General features: G+C 68.0%; 13 protein-coding genes. 11 read left to right on the plus strand and 2 right to left on the minus strand.

Annotated elements, in window-relative coordinates; all coding sequences use genetic code 11:
- The first annotated feature begins 61 nt into the window (after window positions 1-61).
- The 4 genes from dnaK to AC1KAT_RS01005 all read left to right on the plus strand — a co-directional run bounded on the left by dnaK (window position 62) and on the right by AC1KAT_RS01005 (window position 7,072).
- Window positions 62-2,017 carry a molecular chaperone DnaK gene (gene dnaK / locus AC1KAT_RS00990; RefSeq protein WP_480321859.1) on the plus strand — a complete coding sequence of 652 codons (1,956 nt, stop codon included), beginning with the start codon at window positions 62-64 and terminating at the stop codon, window positions 2,015-2,017.
- 119 nt (window positions 2,018-2,136) lie between these two features.
- The gene (gene dnaJ, locus AC1KAT_RS00995; RefSeq protein WP_480321861.1) at window positions 2,137-3,285 is read left to right on the plus strand and encodes a molecular chaperone DnaJ; all 1,149 of its coding nucleotides are present in this window, start codon (window positions 2,137-2,139) and stop codon (window positions 3,283-3,285) included.
- A 190-nt stretch (window positions 3,286-3,475) separates the two neighbouring features.
- Window positions 3,476-5,077, plus strand: a complete 1,602-nt coding sequence (locus tag AC1KAT_RS01000) for a response regulator (protein WP_480321863.1) — start codon at window positions 3,476-3,478, stop codon at window positions 5,075-5,077.
- Between the two features lie 249 nt (window positions 5,078-5,326).
- Window positions 5,327-7,072, plus strand: coding sequence for a tetratricopeptide repeat protein (locus AC1KAT_RS01005; protein WP_480321865.1), 1,746 nt, complete (start codon window positions 5,327-5,329; stop codon window positions 7,070-7,072).
- Between the two features lie 48 nt (window positions 7,073-7,120).
- Here AC1KAT_RS01005 and AC1KAT_RS01010 read toward each other — a convergent pair whose 3' ends face one another.
- Both AC1KAT_RS01010 and AC1KAT_RS01015 read right to left on the minus strand, forming a co-directional pair.
- A complete protein-coding gene (locus AC1KAT_RS01010) occupies window positions 7,121-7,249 on the minus strand; it encodes a hypothetical protein (protein ID WP_480321867.1) in 129 nt (42 codons plus the stop codon).
- A 287-nt stretch (window positions 7,250-7,536) separates the two neighbouring features.
- Window positions 7,537-8,703: a PA0069 family radical SAM protein gene (locus AC1KAT_RS01015; RefSeq protein WP_480321869.1), complete on the minus strand. Its 1,167-nt coding sequence runs from the start codon at window positions 8,701-8,703 to the stop codon at window positions 7,537-7,539.
- Between the two features lie 335 nt (window positions 8,704-9,038).
- On the opposite strand from AC1KAT_RS01015, the gene AC1KAT_RS01020 reads away from it, so the two are divergent.
- From AC1KAT_RS01020 to AC1KAT_RS01050, 7 genes are all read left to right on the plus strand, one after another.
- Window positions 9,039-9,641, plus strand: a complete 603-nt coding sequence (locus AC1KAT_RS01020; RefSeq protein ID WP_480321871.1) for a GNAT family N-acetyltransferase — start codon at window positions 9,039-9,041, stop codon at window positions 9,639-9,641.
- Window positions 9,638-10,006: a DUF6916 family protein gene (locus AC1KAT_RS01025; protein ID WP_480321873.1), complete on the plus strand. Its 369-nt coding sequence runs from the start codon at window positions 9,638-9,640 to the stop codon at window positions 10,004-10,006. Before AC1KAT_RS01020 ends, AC1KAT_RS01025 begins: the two co-directional genes overlap by 4 nt.
- 22 nt (window positions 10,007-10,028) lie before the next feature.
- A complete protein-coding gene (locus AC1KAT_RS01030; protein WP_480321875.1) occupies window positions 10,029-10,595 on the plus strand; it encodes a phage tail protein in 567 nt (188 codons plus the stop codon).
- Window positions 10,596-10,748: 153 nt separating this feature from the next.
- Window positions 10,749-19,181, plus strand: a complete 8,433-nt coding sequence (locus AC1KAT_RS01035; protein WP_480321877.1) for an Ig-like domain-containing protein — start codon at window positions 10,749-10,751, stop codon at window positions 19,179-19,181.
- A 133-nt stretch (window positions 19,182-19,314) separates the two neighbouring features.
- Window positions 19,315-20,820 carry a TolC family protein gene (locus tag AC1KAT_RS01040; protein WP_480321879.1) on the plus strand — a complete coding sequence of 502 codons (1,506 nt, stop codon included), beginning with the start codon at window positions 19,315-19,317 and terminating at the stop codon, window positions 20,818-20,820.
- Window positions 20,821-20,924: 104 nt separating this feature from the next.
- Window positions 20,925-21,665, plus strand: a complete 741-nt coding sequence (locus AC1KAT_RS01045) for an efflux RND transporter periplasmic adaptor subunit (RefSeq protein WP_480321882.1) — start codon at window positions 20,925-20,927, stop codon at window positions 21,663-21,665.
- A gap of 14 nt (window positions 21,666-21,679) precedes the next feature.
- Window positions 21,680-23,011, plus strand: a complete 1,332-nt coding sequence (locus tag AC1KAT_RS01050; RefSeq protein ID WP_480321884.1) for an efflux RND transporter periplasmic adaptor subunit — start codon at window positions 21,680-21,682, stop codon at window positions 23,009-23,011.

Consider the following 23,011-nt stretch of genomic DNA (forward strand, 5'->3'; position numbering starts at 1 on the left):
AAAGCCCGCACTTGTCCACAACTCGAACACATCCAGATTTCAGGCTTTCAGGAGAACTCAAATGGCAAAAATCATCGGCATCGACTTGGGCACCACGAACTCGTGCGTGGCCATCATGGAAGGCAACACCACCAAGGTGATCGAGAACAGCGAAGGTGCGCGCACCACGCCGTCGATCATTGCCTACCAGGAAGACGGCGAGATCCTCGTCGGCGCTTCGGCCAAGCGCCAGGCCGTCACGAACCCGCGCAACACGCTGTACGCGGTGAAGCGCCTGATCGGCCGCAAGTTCACCGAGAAAGAAGTGCAGAAGGACATCGACCTGATGCCCTACACCATTGCGCAAGCCGACAACGGCGACGCGTGGGTCGAAGTGCGTGGCCAGAAGCTGGCGCCGCCGCAGATCAGCGCCGAAGTGCTGCGCAAGATGAAGAAGACCGCCGAGGACTACCTGGGCGAGACGGTCACCGAAGCCGTGATCACGGTGCCCGCGTACTTCAACGACGCGCAGCGCCAGGCCACGAAGGACGCCGGCCGCATCGCCGGCCTCGACGTCAAGCGCATCATCAACGAGCCGACCGCCGCGGCGCTGGCCTTCGGCCTCGACAAGGCCGGCAAGGGTGACCGCAAGATCGCCGTGTACGACCTGGGTGGCGGCACCTTCGACATCTCGATCATCGAGATCGCCGACGTCGATGGCGAGAAGCAGTTCGAAGTGCTCTCGACCAACGGCGACACCTTCCTGGGTGGCGAAGACTTCGACCAACGCATCATCGACTACATCATTGCCGAGTTCAAAAAGGAACAAGGCGTGGACCTGTCGAAGGACGTGCTGGCCCTGCAGCGCCTGAAAGAAGCCGCCGAGAAGGCCAAGATCGAACTGAGCAACAGCGCGCAGACCGACATCAACCTGCCGTACATCACGGCCGATGCCTCGGGCCCGAAGCACCTGAACATCAAGCTCACGCGCGCCAAGCTCGAATCGCTGGTCGAAGAGCTGATCGAGCGCACCATCGCGCCGTGCCGCACGGCCATCAAGGACGCCGGCGTGCAGGTCAGCCAGATCGACGACGTGATCCTGGTCGGTGGCATGACCCGCATGCCCAAGGTGCAGGACAAGGTCAAAGAATTCTTCGGCAAAGAGCCGCGCAAGGACGTCAACCCTGACGAAGCCGTGGCCGTCGGCGCCGCCATCCAGGGCCAAGTGCTGGCCGGCGACCGCAAGGACGTGCTGCTGCTCGACGTCACCCCGCTGAGCCTGGGCATCGAGACCCTGGGCGGCGTGATGACCAAGATGATCCAGAAGAACACGACCATCCCGACCAAGTTCGCGCAGACCTTCTCGACCGCCGAGGACAACCAGCCGGCCGTGACCATCAAGGTCTACCAGGGCGAACGCGAAATGGCTTCGGGCAACAAGAGCCTGGGCGAGTTCAACCTGGAAGGCATCCCGCCCTCGCAACGCGGCACGCCGCAGATCGAGGTCACCTTCGACATCGACGCCAACGGCATCCTGCACGTGAGCGCCAAGGACAAGGGCACCGGCAAAGAGAACAAGATCACCATCAAGGCGAACTCGGGCCTCTCGGAAGAAGAGATCCAGAAGATGGTGAAGGACGCCGAACTGAACGCGGCCGAGGACAAGAAGAAGCTCGAACTCGTGCAGTCGCGCAACCAGCTCGACGCCTTGGTGCACAGCGTGCGCAAGTCGCTGACCGAGCATGCCGAGAAGCTCGATGCCGGCGAGAAAGAGAAGATCGAAGCCGCGCTGACCGAAGCCGAAGAAGCCTTGAAGGGCGAAGACAAGGCCGCCATCGACGCCAAGAGCGAAGCCCTGATCAGCGCCAGCCAGAAGCTGGGCGAGAAGGTCTACGCCGACGCGCAAGCGGCGGCCGCAGCGGCCGGCGCACAGCCGGAATCGGCCCAGACCTCGGGCGGTGCGCAATCGGCATCGAGCAAGCCGGCCGACGACAACGTCGTCGATGCCGACTTCAAGGAAGTGAAGGACAACAAGTAAGCCCCGGTCCCGGGACGTCTGCCCACCTGCAGAAAGCGGCGCCGTTGCTCTCGGCTCGGCGACTCGACCCCCGTGGGCCCAGCCCCCGGGGGCTTTCCATTTTTTGAAGCGCAAGCGACATGGCAAAGCGTGACTACTACGAAGTCCTCGGCGTGGCGAAGAACGCCTCCGACGACGACATCAAGAAGGCCTACCGCAAGCTGGCCATGAAGTACCACCCCGACCGCAACCAGGGCGAGGGTGCGAAGGTGGCCGAAGAGCAGTTCAAGGAGGTCAAAGAGGCCTACGAGATGCTCTCGGACGCGCAAAAGCGGGCCGCCTACGACCAGTACGGGCATGCGGGCGTGGACCCGAACGTGGGCGGCTTCCGCCCCGGCGGCCCGGGGGCCGAGGGCTTCGGCGGGTTCGCCGAGGCCTTTGGCGACATCTTCGGCGACATCTTCAGCGGTGGCGGCCAGGGCGGTCGGCGCGGGGGCCAGCAGGTCTACCGCGGCAGCGACCTGAGCTACGCGATGGAGATCTCGCTCGAAGAGGCGGCCAAGGGCAAAGAGACGCAGATCCGCATCCCGAGCTGGGACGAGTGCACCACCTGCAGCGGCACCGGCGCCAAGCCCGGCACCAGCGCCAAGACCTGTTCGAGCTGCAATGGCTCGGGCACGGTGCACATGCGCCAGGGCTTCTTCAGCATCCAGCAGACCTGCCCGCACTGCCACGGCACGGGCAAGGTGATCCCCGACCCGTGCACGACCTGCCACGGGCAGGGCAAGGTCAAGAAGAACAAGACGCTGGAGGTGAAGATCCCCGCCGGCATCAACGAAGGCATGCGCATCCGCTCGGCCGGCAACGGCGAGCCGGGCACCAACGGCGGCCCGCCGGGTGACCTGTACATCGAGATCCGCATCAAGCAGCACGAGATCTTCGAGCGCGACGGCGACGACCTGCACTGCACGGTACCGATCGGCCTGACCACGGCGGCGCTGGGCGGCAGCATCGAGGTGCCCACGCTGGGCGGCAAGGCCGAGATCGAGCTACCCGAGGGCACGCAGCACGGCAAGACCTTCCGCCTGCGCGGCAAGGGCATCAAGGGCGTGCGCTCGAGCTATCCGGGCGACCTGTACTGCCACGTGTCGGTCGAGACGCCGGTCAAGATCACCGAGCACCAGCGCAAGCTGCTCAAAGAGCTGGACGAGTCGTTCGCCAAGTCGTCCGACCGGCATTCGCCCAATGCGAAGAGCTGGACGAACCGCGTGAAGGACCTCTTCAAGTGACCCGGCCCGCGTAGCTCGCCACGCGGTCGCAAAGTCCGCCACAACTGCACACAACGACGCCCTTGCGGCGTCGTTGTTATTTGCATGGGCGTGATCTGGCGGCACATAGTCGGCCAACGGCGTGGGCCCTTCCCGGGCGCGCGCCGGCGGGCGTGCAGGGAACTGCCACCGCGCCTGCAGCGGAGGCCCCATGCAACTCCTCGATGCCGAGATCACCCGCGCCAAGGCGCTGATCGTCGATGCCAACCCCAGCTCTCGCAGCATGCTCGCGGGCATGCTGCGCAACTTCGGCCTCGGCGACATCGTGCAGACCAGCCGCGTCAAGGAAGCGCGCCGGCTGATGGAGAGCCAGCACTTCGACGTCGTGCTGTGCGACTACTACTTCCCCGACGAGGCCATGACGGGGCAGGACATGGTGGACGACCTGCGGCTTGCGCAGTTGCTGCCACTGTCCACGGTGTTCGTGATGATCACGACCGAGGCCGGGTACGCGCGGGTGGCCGAGGCCTGCGAGTCGGCGCTCGACGGCTACCTCTTGCGCCCGCACACCGAGCAGGCGCTGCGCGAACGGCTCAAGCGCGCCCGCGAGCGCAAGCACGCGCTGCTTGAGATCACCAAGCTGCTGGAACTGCGCGACATTGCCGGGGCGGCTGCCGTCTGCCAGAAGATCTTCGACGCGCGCGACAAGAGCTGGCTCACGGCCGCGCGCATCGGCGCAGAGTGCTATCTGCGGCTGGACAAGCCCGCGCAGGCGCAGACGCTGTTCGAAGCGATTCTCGAAGCGGGCGCCCTGCCCTGGGCCAAGCTCGGCATCGCGCGCTCGCAGTACGTCGCCGGCATGGTGATGCAGTCGCGGCGCACGCTCGAAAGCCTGCTGACCGACCAGCCGGGCTACGCGGACGCCTACGACGTGATGGCGCGCGTGCTCGTCGAGCAGGGCGATTTTCCGAAGGCGCTCGAAGCAATGAAACGCGGCAGCGCGCTCACGCCCGGCAGCGTCGGGCGGATGCAAAAGCTCGGCATGCTGGCCTTCTTCGAGGGCGAGCATCAGGACGCGCTGCAAGCCTTGGAACGCGCCTCGGTGCTGGGCCTCAACTCTCGCGCCTTCGACCTGCAAAGCCTCGTGCTGCTGTGCCTGCTGCAATTCGATGCGGCCGACTCGCGCGGGGTCGTTCGCACGCGCCGGCTCATCACGAACGCACGCGAGAACGCGCCCGACAGCGACCGGTTGCGCCGCTTCGAGTCCATCGGCCTGGCGCTTTCGGCGCTGCGCGAAAAGCGCCTGGGCGACGCCGTGCAGGCGCTGCGCGACCTGCTGTCCGAAGCCAAGGAGCCCAGCTTCGAGTTCGAGGCCGCCACCAACACGCTGATGCTGATGGCGCGCCTGCAAGCCCACGAGGTGCGCCTCGACGAAGCACCCGAGCACCTGCGGACCCTCACCCTGCGCTTCGCCGTGTCGAAGACGACCACCGAACTGCTGTGCCGCGCGGCCGGGTCGCGGCCCGAGGCGACCCTGGTGATCCACACGGCCTACGCAGAAATCACCGGGCAGGCCGAAGACGCCGTCTCTCACACGCTCAGCGGCCAACCGGGCGAGGCCGTCGAACTGCTGCTGACGGCTGCCGAACAGACACTCAACGCCAAGCTGGTGGACCTGGCCCTGCACACGCTCGAACTTCATCGTCCCGAGATCCGGGACGAGGCGGCCATGAAGCTGCGCGCCATCCGCCTGCGCGACCGCTTCTGCAGCTATGGCACGCAGGTGCGGCTGGGCAAGGGCGTGCAGCACTGAAAAGGAGCCCCCTGCCACGCCGGCCCGGCCACGACCCTTCCGGGCGAATCTCTCGCATTGGCGCGGGTTTCACGGCAAAAGGCGCCCGGAAACCGCGCCGTACCACGCCGTGTACTCAAGTGGTGCGCCCTCGCGCCGATAAGGCACTCAGGCGGGCCTTCTGTTGGGGTCTGCACTGCCATCGAAACGACCATGCCGGCCCGATGACGCAGTTGGGCCCGAGCCGGCAATTTCGCAGAGGGAGCCGCCGTGCGCCTGCTCGACCGAGACATTCAAGACTGCCAGGCGATGGTGATCGACGCCAACCCGACATCGCGCAGCATCCTCGCCAACCAGCTGCGCGACTTCGGTGTCGCGCAGGTCGTGCAGTGCAGCAAGATCGCCGACGCCCGCCGCCAGCTCGAAACGCGCACGTTCGACCTGGTGCTGTGCGAGCACGAGTTCAACGAAGGCGGCTACTCGGGGCAGAACCTGCTCGACGACCTGCGCCGCAACCAGATGCTGCCGCTGGCCACCGTGTTCATCATGGTCACCAGCACCGCCACCTACGCCATCGTGGCCGAGGCCGCCGAGTCGGCGCTCGACAGCTACCTGATCAAGCCGCACACCGCCACCGCGCTGGGCGAACGCATCTTGCAGGCGCGCGCGCGCAAGAAGGCGCTGGCCGACATCTTCAACGCCATCGAAGAGCAAGACTTCGAAGAAGCCGCGCGGCTGTGCCTCAAGCGCTTTGCGACGCGCCAGCAGTACTGGCTGTACGCCGCGCGCATCGGCTCTGAACTGCTGCTGCGCCAGGGCAACCACGACGCCGCCAAGAAGCTCTACGAAGCCGTGCTCGAAACCGGCGCGCTGCCCTGGGCCAAGCTGGGCATCGCCCGCGCGCAGATCGAAGCCAACCAGCCCAAGCAAGCCATCCGCACACTCGAAAGCCTGATCGGCGACCACCCAACTTACGTCGATGCCTACGACGTGATGGGCCGTGTGCAGGTCGAACAGGGCGATTTCGCACAGGCGCTGGTCACCTACCGGCAGGCCACGCAGATGACTCCCGGCTCGCTGACGCGGCTGCAAAAGCTCGGCATGCTGGCCTTCTATTCGGGCGAACGCGACGAAGCTTCCAAGATGCTCGACCGCGCGGCCAGCCTGGGCATCAGCTCGAAGATGTTCGACTACGAATCGCTGGTGATCCTGGGCTTCTGCCGCTTCCTGCAGAAAGACAGCAAAGGCCTGCAGCGCTGCCTCGACAACCTCTCGCACGCGTCCGAGAAGGCCTCGCAGAGCGTGCGCCTGCGCCGCTTCACGGACGTGGTGCGCGTGCTCAACCTGCTGCTGCTCAAGCAAATCGGCCCGGCATCCGCGGCGGCCAAGCAGATCGGCAGCGAGCTGCGCGCGGCAGATTTCGACATCGAGGCCTCGTGCAACGCCGTCGCCCTGCTGGCGCTGATGGCCTCGGCCGAGCTCAAGCTCGAAGAAGCGTTGGGCTGGATCGAAGCGATCTCGATGCGCCACGCCTGCTCGAAAAGCCTCACCGAGTTGCTGGTGCGAAGCGCAGCGCCCTTTCCAGCCTTTGCCGACGTGGTGCGTGCCAGCCACCAGCGTGTGAGCGAGCTCGCCGAAGAGTCGGTCACCTTCGGCCTGCGCGGCTACCACCGCAAGGCGGTCGAGATGCTCATCCAGCACGGCGAAGAAACGCTGAACGCCAAGCTCATCGACCTGGCCCGCCTGACGCTGCAGCGCCACGTCGACAAGATCGAAGATTCGACCGAGCTCGCCCTGCGCGTCGAGCGCATGCGCAGCACCTATGGCGCCGCGATCAACTTGCCCAACCTGGGCAACACCAGCCGGCAGGCCGGGGCCTTGACCATCCGCGAAGGGCGGCCCGCGAACGCAGAACCGAAGCTGCCCAGTGCGCTGGGCGATGTGTCGGCGCTCCTCCGCAAAGGCACCTCGGCCCTGCCCGGAACCAGCCAGGGCGGCGGGCTCGAAGCCGCCTGACCCGCCCCGAGGCAACGCACGAGCCGGGCCCGCGCCCGCGGTGGTGCGTCAAGCCGATGTGTTGAGCTGCGTGCCGGTGACCGCGCGCGCCTCGAACCACATGCGCGGCCCCGGGTACACGGTGAAGCTGAACTGCGCATTGCCCATGTCGAGCACGATGGGCCCGAGGTCAGGCACGCGGGTCTCCAACTCCACATTGGGCACCGGCGCCGCCCCGTGAGCCACCGTGCGGCTGATGAAGGCATCGAGCGATCGAGGAAGCGCACTGCCCAGCGCTGAAACCGACATAGCTTGAGAACGGTGCAAACAGGGTGGATGAGGGGCGGGCCGAATTCTCGGTGACGCGCCCCCGTGCCCGCACCAGCTTGACGGGCGGCGCGCAAAGGCAAACCGCTTTTGCGTGAAATGCTGCCCAGCTGGGGCATCCGCCCGGGCCGGCCGTTTGCCGCAGGGCCTGGGCCGGATCAGAACAACTCGGCCTGTGCACTCGGCGCAGGCGGTCGCGCCGGCGGCTGAAACTGCGTGAGGTCGAGGCCGATGCGCTCGCGGTTCAAACCCAGCCGCGCGCAAGCCTTGTGAAAGCGCTGCGACAACAACTGCGCCCACACCCCTTCGCCGCGCATGCGGGAGCCGAAGCTGGCGTCGTAGTCGCGGCCGCCACGCATCTCGCGCACACGCGCCATCACGCGGGCCGCGCGCTCGGGAAAGTGGGTGTCGAGCCACTGCTGGAACAGCGGGTTCACCTCCCAGGGCAAACGCAGCACCACCGTGAAGGCACGGGTGGCGCCCGCCGCCGTGGCCGCTTCGAGAATGCGCTCGACCTCGGGCTCGTTGATGAAGGGAATCACCGGCGACACGCTCACCCCCACCGGCACGCCAGCCTTCGCCAGCGCCTCGATGGTCTGGAGCCGCCGCTGCGGTGAGGCGGCACGCGGCTCAAGGATGCGCGACAGCCCGGTGTCGAGCGAGGTCACCGACACGTACACCGCCGCCAGCCGCTCGCGCCCCATCGGGCCGACGAGGTCGAGGTCGCGTTCGATGCCCGACGACTTGGTGACCAGCGAAAACGGGTGCCGGCATTCGCTCATCACTTCAAGAATGCCGCGCGTAATGCCCAGCTTGCGTTCGACCGGCTGGTAGGCGTCGGTGGCCGAGCCGATGTTGATGTACTGCGGCTCGTAGCTGCGACTGGCGAAAGCCTCGCGCAGCCGCTCGGCGGCATTCACCTTGGCGACGATGCGGGTTTCGAAGTCGAGGCCCGGCGACATGTTGAGGTAGCTGTGCGTCGGGCGTGCGAAGCAGTAGATGCAGCCGTGTTCGCAGCCCCGGTAGGGATTGATCGACAGGTCGAACGAGATGTCGGGCGAGTCGTTCCCGGTGAGGATGCTCTTGACCTTTTCTTCGATCACCTGGGTGGCCGGCGGCAGCTGTTCTTCGCTGGCGTGCTGGTCGAGCGAGCCCCAGCCGTCATCGAACGACTCGCCTTGCCGCGTGGTGAACCGATGGTCGATGGCCCACGCCGTGCCCCGCCCCTTGAGGGCCGCCAGCGGGTCGAGCGGACGTGGCGCACACGCCGCACCCGGCTTGCTGGCGGGTGTCGGGGGGGCGCCGAGGGGCGAGCGAGGCTTCATGACGAATACTGTATATCCATACAGTTATTTCACACAAGCGCGGGCGTACGCAGGCGTCACCCCAGGGCAAGAAAAAAGGCAATACCGAACAAGTGCTGTGCAAGCCCGCTTTTCCACACCCACGAAAGCCGGCCAGCGGACAACCTGCAAACCTTGTCAGCTTGCGAGGGGCGGCGCGTCGGGCCGAGCATCGCCTCCTTGCGCCCGCCTCGCGGATTCGTTGGCATTTCACGGAGACAAGCACGTGCCAAAAAAACATCGTTGTTCAAAACAGAGGCGGCACCTAGGATCGCCCAGCGCCCAGGCATGGGCTCAGCAGCCTCGCATCCACAACGATGACACCTCCCTGTGAGCAGTGGCGAATGGTCGGGGCCGACACCGCCCTCACCCGCCCCTTGGGCACCGAGCCCTTTGTGCACTGTGCGCATGGCGATCTGCGTCTGCGGCGTGCCACGAATGCGGACCTGCCGTTTCTGGCGTCGCTCTACGCTGACACGCGCGCCGAAGAAATGGCCCTGACCGGCTGGCCACAAGATCGGTGCGCGGCCTTTCTCGCCCAGCAGTTCAGCGCCCAGCACAGCTACTACCACGAGCACTACGAGGACGCCCACTTCCTGGTGCTGTGTCACCAGGCCGAGCCCATCGGCCGCCTGTACTGGTGCGAACGCGAAGACCCGGTCAAGCTGATCGACATCGCCCTCGTGCCCGGGTGGCGCGGCCAGGGCCTGGGCAGCGCGTTGATGCGTGACCTGACGGCCTGGGCCGACACTCATCAACGCGGCATTGCCCTGCACGTGGAACCGCACAACCCGGCGAGACGCCTGTACCGCCGGCTGGGCTTCGGCGTGCATGCCGACAACGGCGTGTACCTGCACATGCACCGGCGCCATGCCCTGCCTGGCACTGCGTCGGTGGCCCTCGAAGCGAGCAGCGCATGAGCGAACGTCAAGTCACCGCCGCATCAGCGGTGCCCAGCTTCGCGCGCCTGCAGGCGGACCTTGGCCAGATCTACCAGTTGGTGCCCCTCGACGGGCAGGCCGCCCTGGGCGCCGAATTGCGCTACGTCCGCCGTGCATCGGCGATGAGCCGGCGCTACGAGTGCTATGCCGCGCAACTGGCAGCGACGCGGCCCTGCCCCCAGGGGCTCTATGCCGTGCGTTCGGGCACCGACGAATGGGCGTTGCTGCTCGTCCCCATCGGACCCGACGAAGACGGAGAGCCGCTGCTCGAAGCGCTGTTCCATGTGAAGAAACAAGAACACGAGGAGTCAGGCGTCACCGACGCTTCATCGTCACGCGAGTGACTCAACCAGGAGAGGGCAACACATGAGCGATCCGTTTCTCGGCGAGATCAAGATGGTGGGTTTCAACTTCGCGCCGCGCGGCTGGGCGTCGTGCCAAGGGCAGCAGATGTCCATCGCACAGAACACCGCGCTGTTTTCGCTGCTGGGCACGACCTTCGGCGGCAACGGGCAGACCACCTTCGGCTTGCCCGACTTCCAGGGCCGCAGCCCGGTGGGCATGGGCAACGGCCCGGGGCTGACGCCCATCGTGCAGGGCGAGGTGGCCGGCACCGAGAACGTGACCCTCTTGTCAACGCAAATGCCGATGCACACGCACGTGGCCAGCGCGACGGTCGCCATTCCGGCGGTCGCGGCCAGCACCAACGTGACCGGCGCACCCAGCGCCACGAGCGTGCTGGGGCCGGTCGGCGCGGCGGGCCGTGCGGGAACGTTGTATTCGACCGATGCGGCCGACACGACACTGTTGCCCTTCAGCCCGCCCGTGACGGTGGGCGCCGCAGGCGGCAGCCAACCGGTGCCGTTGCGCAACCCGTTCCTCGGCACCAACTTCATCATCGCGATGGAAGGCATCTTCCCCTCGCGGCCATGACGCCCTGAACGAAGCGGGCGGGCGCGATCGCGCGCCGCCCGCACGAGCCGATGCGACGCGGCTGGATGCCGTGTCGCGACGCAAGACCCCGGGCCGGCGCCCGACACCGAGACGCCGGCCCCGTGAAGTGAATGCAGCCAGCTGGAGTGCCGGATGAAAAAGCCCACGAACCGCCAAGCGTCCCAACGCCCCAGCCCTGCCACACGGCCGCTGGCGATGATGCGGGCCCTGGAGCCGCGCATCATGTTCGACGCGGCCATTGGCGCCACGGCCATCGACGTGGCCCACGCCGAGCCACCGCTTCCTGTGGCCGATGCCCCCGAGACCGCCACCGTTGACGATGTCTCGTCTGCCGTGCCGCCGCCCCAAACGCGGCAGGAGATCGCCTTTGTCGATACCTCGGTGAGCAACTACGCGTCGCTGGTCGAGGGCTTGGGGCCGAACATCGAAGTCGTGCTCGTGAATTCCGGGCAGAACGGTCTTCAGCTCATGGCCGACACGCTGGCCGGCCGCACGGGGGTCGATGCCATCCATGTGCTCAGCCACGGCGATACCGGACGCATACAGCTCGGCAACGACTGGATCGACAGCACCGACATCGCGGCCCAGCCTGCATTGCTGGCGAGCATCGGCCAATCGCTTGCCGCAGATGGCGACATCCTCCTCTACGGCTGCAACGTGGGCGCTCAAGCGGCCGGCGTCCAGTTCGTCCAATCGCTGGCAGCGATGACGCAGGCCGATGTCGCTGCTTCGAGCGACCTCACAGGCGCAGCGCCCCAAGGCGGCGACTGGAACCTCGAAATGCAGCAGGGCGCTGTAGAGACGGCGGCATTTCATCTGGCGGGCTACCGAGGCCTGTTGGCCACCGACCAGAACTTCGACGCGCAAGGCGTCGCCGGCCTGGGCAGCAACACGGTTGTCATCGGTGACCTCACCTACTTCAACAACCACAACTTCAACATCGCGATCGTCAATGACGGCTTCATCGCGGCCGGTGCCGACCATGCGCTGGGATTCCGCAGCAGCGGTCCGAACCTGTCCACCGAGGTCGGGTTCAGAACCACCGACGGTTCGGAATTCAAACTCAACGGCTTCGTCGTCGATCGCGGCTTCGGTTCGGACAACACGTTGACGATCGCGGGGTACCGCAACAGCGTTCAGGTCACCTCGACCACGGTGGACGTGACTGGCGGCACCGCCACGCTCAACGTCAGCGCGAGCAGCGCCTGGGAATACATCGACGAGGTACGCATCACCGGAGCCGACCTCGACGTCGACATCGACGACCTCGACTTCAGCCCAGCCGTCGTCCCCAACAGCGCCCCCACCCTGGGCAACGTCGGCGGCGACAGCGCCGCTTGGGCCGGCGTGGGCAACACCGTGGTGCTCGACGCCGGCACGAACGCGACGCTGGCCGACGCCGATTTCGGCGCGCTCAACAGCGGCAACGGCAACTGGTCGGGCGGCAGCCTGACCGTGCAACGCTCGGGTACAGCCATCAGCGCCGACACCTTCGGCTTCAACACCTCGGGTGCGCTCTTCACGGTGAGCGGCAGCGACCTGCAATCGGGCGGGCAGACCTTCGCCACCTTCACCAACACCGGCGGCGTGCTGACCATCAGCTACACCAGCAGTGCCACCACGGCCACCACGGCGCTCGTGAACGACGTGGCCCAGCGCATCACCTACCGCAACGACACGCCCTCGGGCGACGCGACGGTGCGCTTCTCGCTGAGCGACGGCGTGGCCGCCGCCGCCACGGCCGACGTGACGGTGACGAGCGACACGATCTACGTCACCAACACCACCGACACGGCCACCATCGACCGTAGCAACGGCGTGAGCTTCAGCGAAGCCGTAGCGATTGCGGCAGCCGACGCCACGGGCAGCCAGACCATCGTGTTCAACAGCACGCTGGCCGCCACCGCGCTGACGTTCAACAGCGTGAGCCTCAGCGAAAGCCTCACGTTCGACATGGACGCGGCCAGCGGCATGTCGCTCACCAGCGGCACGCTCACCCTCGGCGCAGCCACCACGCAAACCTTCACCAATGGCAGCGGCGACACCGCCACCATCACCGGCGCCATCACTGGCAGCGGCGCGCTGACCAAGGCGGGCGCGGGCGGCCTGAGCTTGTCCGCCGTCAACGCCTGGACCGGCGCCACGACGGTCTCCGCCGGCACCCTGACCGTCAGCGGCGGCGATGCCATTTCCGGCAACAGCAGCGTCACGGTAGCCAGCGGCGCGACGCTGGCGCTGTCCACCAATGAAGTCATCGGCAACCTGTCCGGTGCCGGAGCCATAACGCTTGGCGGCAATACGCTCACGAGCATCATCACGGCCGATACCACCTTCTCCGGCAGCATCAGCGGTACGGGTGGCCTGAGCGTCAGCCAGAGTGGGGCGGCGACTTTCGCGCTGACCCTGTCGGGTACCAACACCTACACCGGCAGCACGACTGCGCTGAATTTCGGCTCGCTAAGACTGAATGGCGATGCCTCTGTCTCCAGCAGCAGCTATTTGCGCGCCAATGGCAATAGCGTGATCACACTGCTGTCGGACCAGACGGTTGGCAGCCTGGGTAGCAACAGCGCGACTGCCACAGTCAACCTCGGCAGCTTCACCCTGAGCGCTGGCGGTGACAACACCACCACCAATGTTTCGGGCGTGGTCTCCGGCACGGGCAATTTGGTAAAAGAGGGCAGCGGCACCCTGACGTTGTTGGGCACCAATACTTACAGCGGCACGACCACCGTGTCGACCGGCACGCTGTCGGTGGCCAGCGACAGCAACCTCGGCAGCAACACCGTGACGCTCGCAGCGGGCGCCACGCTGAACATCACCGGCGCCACCACCATCGACAACGCCATCGCGCTCAGCGGTGCGGCCACGGTCAACAACACCGCCGCCGTCACGCTCTCGGGTGTGATCAGTGGCAGCAACAGCCTCACCAAGACCGGCAGCAGCACCCTCACCCTCAGCGGCAGCAACACCTACAGCGGCACCACCACCGTCAGCGCTGGCACCCTGAGCGTCGCCAGCGACAGCAACCTGGGCAGTGGATCGCTCACGCTGGACAGCGGCACCACGCTGGCCGTCACGGGTGCTGTCACGATCGACAACGCCATCGCGCTGAGCGGCGCAGCGACCGTTTCTGTCTCCAGCTTGGCCACCTTGTCGGGCGACATCACCGGCTCGTTCGACTTCACCAAAGCGGGCGCGGGAACCTTGGCGCTCTCGGGGACGAACAGCTACGCGGCCACCACCATCAGCGCGGGCACACTGGTCGTCAACTCAGACAGCCACCTCGGCAGCGGCACCGTCACCTTGGGAAGCGGTACCACGCTTGGCATTACCGGCGCGACCACCATCGACAACGCCATCGCCCTCAGCGGTGCAGCGACCATCAGCGCTTCGTCGGACGCGACCCTCTCAGGCGTGGTCAGTGGCAGCGGCGCGCTCACGAAGGCGGGAGCCAACACCCTCACGCTCTCGGGCACCAATACCCACAGCGGCGGCATGACGGTGAGCGCTGGCAGCTTGAGCGTGGCCAGCGACGCCAATCTCGGCTCGGGCACAGTCACGCTGGACTCCGGCACCACACTGGCCGTCACTGGTGCCACCACCATCGACAACGCCATCGCGCTCAGCGGCGCGGCCACGGTCAACAACACCGCTGCCGTTACGCTCTCGGGCGTCATCAGCGGCAGCAACAGCCTCACCAAAACCGGCAGCAGCACCCTCACGCTCAGCGGCACGAACACCTACAGCGGCGCCACCGCGCTGAATGCCGGCACCACGCTCGTCAACGGCAGCCTGGGCGCCACGTCGGGGGTGACGGTCGCCTCTGGCGCCACGCTCGGCGGCACCGGCAGCATCACGGGCAACACCACCGTCAACAGCGGCGGCACGCTCTCGCCTGGCGCGGGCGGGGCCGGCACGCTCACGATCAACGGCGACCTCACGATGGCCTCAGGCAGCTCGCTGGCCATCGAGATCGCTGGCGCCACCGCCGGCAGCGGCTACGACCAGGTGATCGTCACCGGTGCGGTCGATGTCAGCGGCGCCACGCTCGCCACCACCCACAGCTACACCGCGGGTGCCGGCGACATCTACAACATCGTCGTCAACGACGCCGCCGACGCCGTGACCGGCAGCTTCAGCGGCGTGGCCGAAGGCGCCACCGTGACGGCCGGTGGCAACGGCACTGTGCTCACCACGAGCTACATCGGCGCCACCGGCAACGACATCACGCTCACTGCCCCCGTGCCGGCCGTGGTGACGGGGGTGTCGTCGGCCACGGCCAACGGCACCTACGCCATCGGCAGCACGATCAGCGTCACCGTCACCTTCGACAACGCGGTGACCGTCAACACCACCGGCGGCACGCCCTCGCTGACGCTCGAAACCGGCAGCACCGACCGCACGGCCAGCTACGTGTCGGGCTCGGGCAGCAACACGCTCACCTTCGAGTACACCGTGCAGGCGGGCGACAGCAGCGCCGACCTCGACTACGCCACCACCGGCGCACTGGCACTGAACGGCGGCACCATCCGCGACGCACTGAGCATCAACGCCGCGCTGACCTTGCCCACGCCCGGTGCCGCTGGCTCGCTGGGTGCCAACCGGGCCCTGGTCATCGACGGCGTGCGCCCCACAGTCGGCATCGTGGTGGCCGACACGGCGCTGGCGGCCGGCGAAACCTCGCTCGTCACCATCACCTTCAACGAGGCCGTCAGCGGCTTCACCAACGACGACCTCACGGTGGCCAACGGCACGCTCAGCGCGGTGTCGTCATCCGACGGCGGCATCACCTGGACGGCCACCCTCACCCCCACCGCCACCTGGACCGACGCCACCAACGTCATCACGCTCGACAACACCGGCGTGGCCGATGCGGCGGGCAACGCCGGCACCGGCAGCACCGACTCGAACAACTACGCCATCGACACCGCGCGGCCCACGGCCAGCATCGTCGTGGCCGACACCGCGCTGCTGGCCGGCGAGGCCTCCTCGGTCACCATCACCTTCAGCGAGGCCGTCACCGGCTTCGACAACTCCGACCTGACCGTGGCCAACGGCAGCCTGTCGGCAGTCAGCTCCTCGGACGGCGGCATCACCTGGGACGCCACCTTCACGCCCACGGCTGGCGTCACCGACACCAGCAACCTCATCACGCTCGCCAACACCGGCGTGACCGATGCGGCCGGCAATGCCGGTGCGGGCAGCACCGACTCGAACAACTTCAGCATCGACACCGCAAGACCCACGGCCAGCATCGTCGTGGCCGACACCGCCCTGGCCGCCGGCGAAACCTCGACCGTCACCATCACCTTCAGCGAGGCCGTCACCGGCTTCACCGACGCCGACCTGATGGTCGAAAACGGCAGCATCAGCGGCCTGTCGTCGTCGGACGGCGGCATCACCTACACGGCCACCCTCACCCCCAGCAGCCCGCTGGCCGACGCCACCAACGTCGTCACCCTCACCAACAACGGCGTGACCGACGCCGCCGGCAACGTTGGCACCGGCACCACCGACTCGAACAACTACGCCATCGACACCGAGCGGCCCGGCCCCGTCAGCATCGTGGTGAGCGACGGTTTGCTGACCGCTGGCGAAACGACACTGGTCACCTTCACCTTCAACGAAGCGGTGAGCGGCTTCACCAACGCCGACCTCACGGTGAGCAACGGCACGCTGAGCACGGTCAGCAGCGCCGACGGTGGCATCACGTGGACGGCCACCTTCACGCCCGCGCCCGGCGTGACCGACCTGACGCCGCAGACCATCACGCTGAACAACACCGGCATCCAGGATGCGGCCGGCAACGCAGGCCTGGGCACCTCGAACTCGACCCCCTACGCGGTCGATACGTCGATCCCCACGGCCACCGTCAGCGTGACCGACACCAGCCTGTCGATCGGCGAAACCTCAGCAGTCACCATCACCTTCAGCGAGGCCGTCACCGGCTTCACCAACGCCGATCTCGCGGTGACCAACGGCACGCTGAGCACGGTGTCGTCGAGCGACGGCGGCATCACGTGGACGGCCACGTTCACCCCCTCGGCAGCCCTGAGCGACAGCACCAACGTCATCACGCTCGACAACACCGGCGTGGCCAACGGCTCGGGCAACGCCGGCACCGGCAGCACGGCGTCCAACAACTTCGTCATCGACACGCTGCGGCCCACGGCGAGCATCACCGTGGCCGACGCTGCACTGCTGGCTGGCGAAACCTCGGCCGTCACCATCACCTTCAGCGAGGCCGTCACCGGCTTCACCAACGACGACCTCACGGTGGCCAACGGCACGCTGTCGTCGGTGAGCTCGTCGGACGGCGGCGTCACCTGGACCGCCACCTTCACGCCCGCGGCCGACGTCATCGACGCCAGCAACCTCATCACGCTGGCCAACACCGGCGTGAGCGATGCCGCAGGCAACACCGGCACCGGCAACACCGACTCGAACAACTACGCGATCAACAGCGTGCGACCCACGGCCAGTATCGTGGTCGCCGACGCGGCCCTCGCCGCAGGCGAAACCTCGCTGGTGACCATCACCTTCAGCGAAGCCATCACCGGCTTCACCAACGCCGACCTGAGCGTGGCCAATGGCACGCTCTCGGCGCTGAGTTCGTCAGACGGCGGCGTCACCTGGACCGCCACCTTCACGCCCGCAGCCGGCGTCAGCGACACCACCAACCTCATCACGCTGGCCAACACCGGCGTGGTCAATGCGGCCGGCAACGCCGGCGCGGGCAGCACCGAGTCGAACAACTACGCCATCGACACCGCCGGGCCCACAGCCAGCATCGTCGTGGCCGACACGGCCCTCGCCGCGGGCGAAACCTCGCTCGTCACCATCACCTTCAGCGAAGCCGTCACCGGCTTCACCAACGCCGACCTGAGCGTGGCCAATGGCAGCCTGAGCCCAGTCAGCAGCGCCGACGGCGGGGTCACCTGGACGGCCACGTTCACGCCGACGGCGGTTGCCGTCAGTGCCACCAACCTCATCACGCTGGCCAACACCGGCGTGAGCGACACCGCCGGCAACAGCGGCAGCGGCAGCACCGACTCGAACGCGTTCGCCATCGAGACCACGCGCCCCACGGCCAGCATCGTCGTGGCCGACACGGCCCTGGCGGCGGGCGAGACCTCGCTCGTCACCATCACCTTCAGCGAGGCCGTCACCGGCTTCACCAACGCCGACCTCACCGTGGCCAACGGCTCACTCTCGGCCGTGAGTTCGTCGGACGGCGGCGTCACCTGGACGGCCACCTTCACGCCAACGGCCGGCGTGACCAACGCCACCAACCTCATCACGCTCGCCAACACCGGCGTGGCCGATGCGGCCGGCAACACGGGCACGGGCACGACCGACTCGAACAACTATGCGCTCGACACCGCGCCCCCCACGGCCGTGAGCATCGTGCGCATCAACACCTCGCCCACCCCCGACAGCGCGGTCGCCTACACCGTCACCTTCAGCGAACCGGTGTCGGGCGTCGATGCGAGCGACTTCACCCTACTCACCAGCAACACGGCGGTCGGCCGCGTCGGCGCGGTCACGCAGGTCAATGCCACGACCTACACCGTGCAGTTGGTGGACCTGGGCGGCGAAGGCGCCGTGCGGCTCGACCTGAATACGGGGGGCACCGGCATCACCGACGTCGCCGGCAACCAGGCCTCGGCGGGCTTCGTCGGCGAGGCTTACGCGCTGGTGCCAATCCCGGTGGTGCCACCGCCCGCCCCTGTGCCCGAGCCGCCACCCGCAGCGCCACCGCCATTCGTGCAGCCGCCGGTGATTCCACCGGTGACGATCGACCCGATCCCGCCGTCCGCTGGCGAGCCCACCCCGCCCCCGCGCTTCGACCCACCCGCGGCGCCGCCCGCCTTGCCACCCGGCCCGCCAGCCGACCGTGGTCCCGGCTCGGGCGCCAACCTTCCCGGCTTCCTGACGCTGGGCGGGCCCCCGACCTCACTCGGTGGTGGCACCGGCCTGCGGGCCGTGCCTGACATCGGCGATTTCTCGGTCACCGCGGGCCAGCCGCTGCGCATCGCGCTGCCGGCCTCGACCTTCACCCACTCTGAGGCCGGCGCGCAGGTCGCGGTGTCGGCGCGCCAATCCAACGGCCAGCCGCTGCCCTCGTGGATGCGCTTCGACCCGAGCACCGGCGTCATCTCGGGCACGCCGCCTGCGGGCGCGAACCTGCAGGTGTCGATCGAGATCACCGCACGCGACGCCCAGGGCCGCCAGGCCACGACGCACCTCGACGTGCAGGTCAAGGGCGGCGCACGCGAGGGCGGCGCGCCGCGCATCACCGTGCCGCAGCGCGGCCCAGGCGCCCAGCTCTTCGAGCGGGGCGACGTGCGCGAGGCCGGCCTGAAGCTGGTGCCCGAACTCGCGGCCCTGCTGCTCGACGCCGTGCCCGCCGAGGGCGAGGCCAGCGCCGACGAATCGGCGGCACCCGCAGGCCGCACGGCGCTGTCGGTGCAGTTCGACCAGTTCGGCGCCAAGGCCCGGCAGGCCGAGCGCGCGGCACTGCTGGTGCAACTGGAGGCACTGGCCCGCAGCGCGAGCTGACCTGACCCGTCCAAAGACTGCTTGCACGGCTCCGTTCGGACCGAGGTATCGAGGTCCCGCGTGAGCTGCACTGCACCCGAAGAAGACCCCGTCAACAACGACACAACCACAACCAATCGACAGGAGGCTTGCCTTGTCATCCACCCGCCACGAACTTCCCCAGCGCGCCCTGCTTGCCGCGCTGATCTGCGCCGCGTTCACGGGCTGCGCCGTTCAACCCCGCGCGCTCACGCCGCAAGAGCGGCAGGCCGTCGTGCAGGCCGACCGCAGCCGCATGTTTGCCGAGCAAGAGCCGGTGGCCGGCGCCGTGACGCTCGACGAGGCGATGGCGCGCGCCATCAAATACAACCTCGACCACCGCCTGAAGCTGATGGAAGAGGCCTTGTCGCAGCGCCAGCTCGACCTGTCGCGCACCGACCTCTTGCCCAAGCTGGTGGCGCAGGCCGGCTACAGCGCCCGCGACAGCGAGCTGGCCTCGTCGTCGCGTGACGTGCTGACGGGGCGCGAGTCGCTGGTGCCGTCGACCTCGTCGGACCGCGAGCGCACCACCTACGACCTCGGCCTGTCGTGGAACGTGCTCGACTTCGGCGTCAGCTACTACTCGGCCCAGCAGAACGCCGACCGCGTGCTCATCACCCAAGAGCGCCGCCGCAAGGTGCTGCACCTGTTGATGCAGCAGACGCGCCAGGCCTACTGGCAGGCCGTGGGCGCGCAGCAGCTCGAAACGCGCATCGACCCGGTCTTGCAGATGGCGCAGAAGGCGCTCGAAGACGCCCGCAAGGTCGAGACCGAACGGCTGCGCTCGCCGCTCGAAGCGCTGAGCTACCAACGCCAGTTGCTCGACCTGATCCGCCAGCTCGAAAGCGTGCGCGACGAACTGCACCAGGCGCGCCCGCGGCTGGCATCGCTGATGAACCTGGAGCCCGGCCGCAGCTTCAGCGTGGTCGCGCCGACGCAGGCGCTCGACACCCCGCGCATCAGCCTGGCGCCCGAGCGCATGGAAGAGACCGCGCTGATGCAGCGGCCCGAGCTGGTCGAGGCGCACTACAACGAACGCATCGGCCTGCTCGAAACCCGCAAGGCACTGGCGCGCCTGCTGCCGGGGGTCGAGGTGAGCCTGGGCGGCCACTACGACAGCAACTCGTACCTGGTGAACAACCGCTGGTGGGACGCCGGCCTGCGCGTGAGCTGGAACCTGCTCAACGTGCTGAACGCGAAGCAGATTCGCGGCCTGGCCGACGCGCAGCTCGAGATCGCCAAGCAGCAGCGCCTCGCGCTCAACATGGCCGTGCTGACGCAGGTGCACGTGGCGCACCTCGACTACCAGGGCAAGCTGCGCCAGTACGCGACGACCAAAGAGCTCGACTCGGTCGAGCAACGCATCCTCTCGCAGACCCGCAACGCCACCTCGGCCAGTGCCCAGGGCAAGCTCGACGAGATTCGGGCCGCGGCTTCGGCCATGATGTCGGAGTTGCGCCTGTACCAGAGCTATGGCGCGCTCCAGGGGGCCTATGCGCAGCTCGTGTCCACCCTGGGGATCGACCCCTTGCCGTCCTCGGTGCCCGGCCACGACCTCAAGTCTCTCGGTGAGGCCGTGCGCATGTCCGAGGTGTCCTGGGCCAAAGCCGTCAACCCTTGAGCATCAAGCTTTGATAGCCCCCTTTGAGAGAAGCCCCGCCCGAAGTGTCCATTCCGATTGATCTTTTCTGCTCGACGAGTTCATTCACCGCTCGCCTTCGTCCCGTGATCGCGGCCGTGGCCCTGGTGGGCGCGGCCGCGTCGCACGCCCAGGCCCCGGCCACAGGCCCGGCCGAGAAAGACGGCCGCATCCGCACGCAGCTCAGCGCGCGCAACGCGGTCACCATCTCGGCCGAGGTGGCCGCGCGCATCGCCAGCCTGTCGCTGCGCGAGGGCGAGTCCTTCCGTGCAGGGCAGGTGCTGGTCGGCTTCGACTGCGCGCTGTTCCAGTCGCAACTGCGCAAGGCCGAAGCCAGCATCGAGGCGGCGCAGGCGCTGGTGGGGTCGAACCAGCGGCTGGTCGAGCTCAACTCCATCGGCAAGTTCGAGGTCGAGCAGGCCCAGGCCAAGCTGAAAGAAGCGCAGGCCGACGCGGCGACCGCCCGCGTGGTGGTCAACCGCTGCAGCATCGCCGCGCCCTTCGCGGGCCGGGTGGTCAAGCGCCACGCGGCGGCGCACCAGTTCGTCTCGCCCGGCACGCCGCTGCTCGATCTGATCGACACCGGCTCGCTCGAAGTGCAGATGATCGTGCCGTCGAAGTGGCTGGCCTGGCTCAAGCCTGGCGCGGCGTTTCGCATCGAAGTCGATGAGCTGGGCCAGGGCTTTGCCGCCCGGGTGCAGCGCCTGGGCGCCAAGATCGACCCGGTGAGCCAGACCGTGCTGGTGGTCGGCACCGTGGACGGCCAGCCCGCCGCGCTGCTGCCCGGCATGAGCGGCTGGGCGGTCTTTCCGCCACGCAAGCCCTGACGGACCGATCCGCCATGAAGCCCGAAGCGCCCATGCAGCCCTTGCTGGCCCTGCTGCAACTGGGCCGGCGTGCGCGCGCCGCGGCCGATGCGGCCGAGCTGGGCTTCGTCGTCGTCAACGAGACCCTGCAGCTCGCGCCCTACCGCCAGGCCGCGCTGTGGACCGAACTTGGCCTGCCGCGCGTGGCCGCCGTCTCGGGCCTGCCGCAGCCCGACCCGAACGCGCCCTACGTGCAGTGGCTGGGCTCGGTGTTTCGTCACGGCGTGAAGCAGTTCGACGTACCCGGCGCCATCTCGGCCAGCGACCTGCCCGACGCGCTGGCGAGCGAATGGCCGCAGTGGCTGCCCGCGCACGCCGCATGGCTGCCGCTGCGCCAGGGCGACGCGCTCGCCGGTGCGCTGCTTCTCGCGCGCGACGAGGCCTGGAACGAGGCCGAGCTGGCCCTGCTGAAAGAGCTGGGCGATGTGTATGCCCACGCGCTGGCCGCCCATGCGCCACGCCAGCGCGGCCTCGACCGCTTCGCCAGCACGCTGCGGTCGAGCCGCACGAAGCGCATCGGCCTCATCGCGCTGCTGGCGCTGTGCCTGGTGCCGATCCGCATCAGCGTTCCGGCGAGCGCCGAGGTCGTGCCGCAGCAGCCGCTGCTGGTGCGCGCGCCGCTCGATGGCGTGGTCGAGCGCGTGCACGTGCGGCCCAACCAGGCCGTGAAGGCGGGCGACGCGCTCTTCAGCCTCGACACCACGGCACTGCGCGCGCGGCACGAGGTGGCGAGCAAGGCCTTCGACACGGCGCAAGAGGAATACCGCCAGTCCGCGCAGGCCGCCGTCACCGACGACCGCAGCCGGGCCGAAATCGCCCTGCGGCGCGGCCAGATGCAAGAAAAGCGCGTCGAGCTCGACTTCACCGGCGGCCAGCTCGCCCGCGTACAGGTCAAGGCCGAGCGCGACGGCATTGCGGTGTTCGCCGACGCCAACGACTGGCTCGGCAAGGCCGTCACCATCGGCGAACGCGTGATGCTCGTGGCCGACCCGGCGCAGGTCGAGCTGCGCGCGCACCTGCCGGCGGCCGACCAGATCGACGTGCAGCCCGGCGACCTGCTGACGCTGTACCCGCAAGGCTCGCCGCTCGACACGCACGAGGCCCGCGTCGTGAGCGTGGCCTACCGCGCCGAGCCCACGCCCGACGGCTACCTCGCCTACCGCGTGAAGGCCGAGTTCACCGCCGGGCAGACGCCCCCGCGCATCGGCCAACTCGGCACCGCGCGGCTGCGCGGCGGCTGGGCGCCGCTCGCCTACGTGGTGCTGCGCCGGCCGCTGGTGGCCGTGCGGCAGTGGCTGGGCTGGTGA

It is taken from the genome of Piscinibacter sp. PDB5-1 (genome assembly GCF_056676035.1).

Bases quoted from the DNA above. Each gene is read 5' to 3' on its own strand.
- dnaK (WP_480321859.1), top strand. From the start codon at position 62: ATGGCAAAAATCATCGGCATCGACTTGGGCACCACGAACTCGTGCGTG.
- dnaJ (WP_480321861.1), top strand. From the start codon at position 2,137: ATGGCAAAGCGTGACTACTACGAAGTCCTCGGCGTGGCGAAGAACGCC.
- AC1KAT_RS01000 (WP_480321863.1), top strand. From the start codon at position 3,476: ATGCAACTCCTCGATGCCGAGATCACCCGCGCCAAGGCGCTGATCGTC.
- AC1KAT_RS01015 (WP_480321869.1), bottom strand. From the start codon at position 8,703: ATGAAGCCTCGCTCGCCCCTCGGCGCCCCCCCGACACCCGCCAGCAAG.
- AC1KAT_RS01020 (WP_480321871.1), top strand. From the start codon at position 9,039: ATGACACCTCCCTGTGAGCAGTGGCGAATGGTCGGGGCCGACACCGCC.
- AC1KAT_RS01025 (WP_480321873.1), top strand. From the start codon at position 9,638: ATGAGCGAACGTCAAGTCACCGCCGCATCAGCGGTGCCCAGCTTCGCG.
- AC1KAT_RS01030 (WP_480321875.1), top strand. From the start codon at position 10,029: ATGAGCGATCCGTTTCTCGGCGAGATCAAGATGGTGGGTTTCAACTTC.
- AC1KAT_RS01035 (WP_480321877.1), top strand. From the start codon at position 10,749: ATGAAAAAGCCCACGAACCGCCAAGCGTCCCAACGCCCCAGCCCTGCC.
- AC1KAT_RS01050 (WP_480321884.1), top strand. From the start codon at position 21,680: ATGAAGCCCGAAGCGCCCATGCAGCCCTTGCTGGCCCTGCTGCAACTG.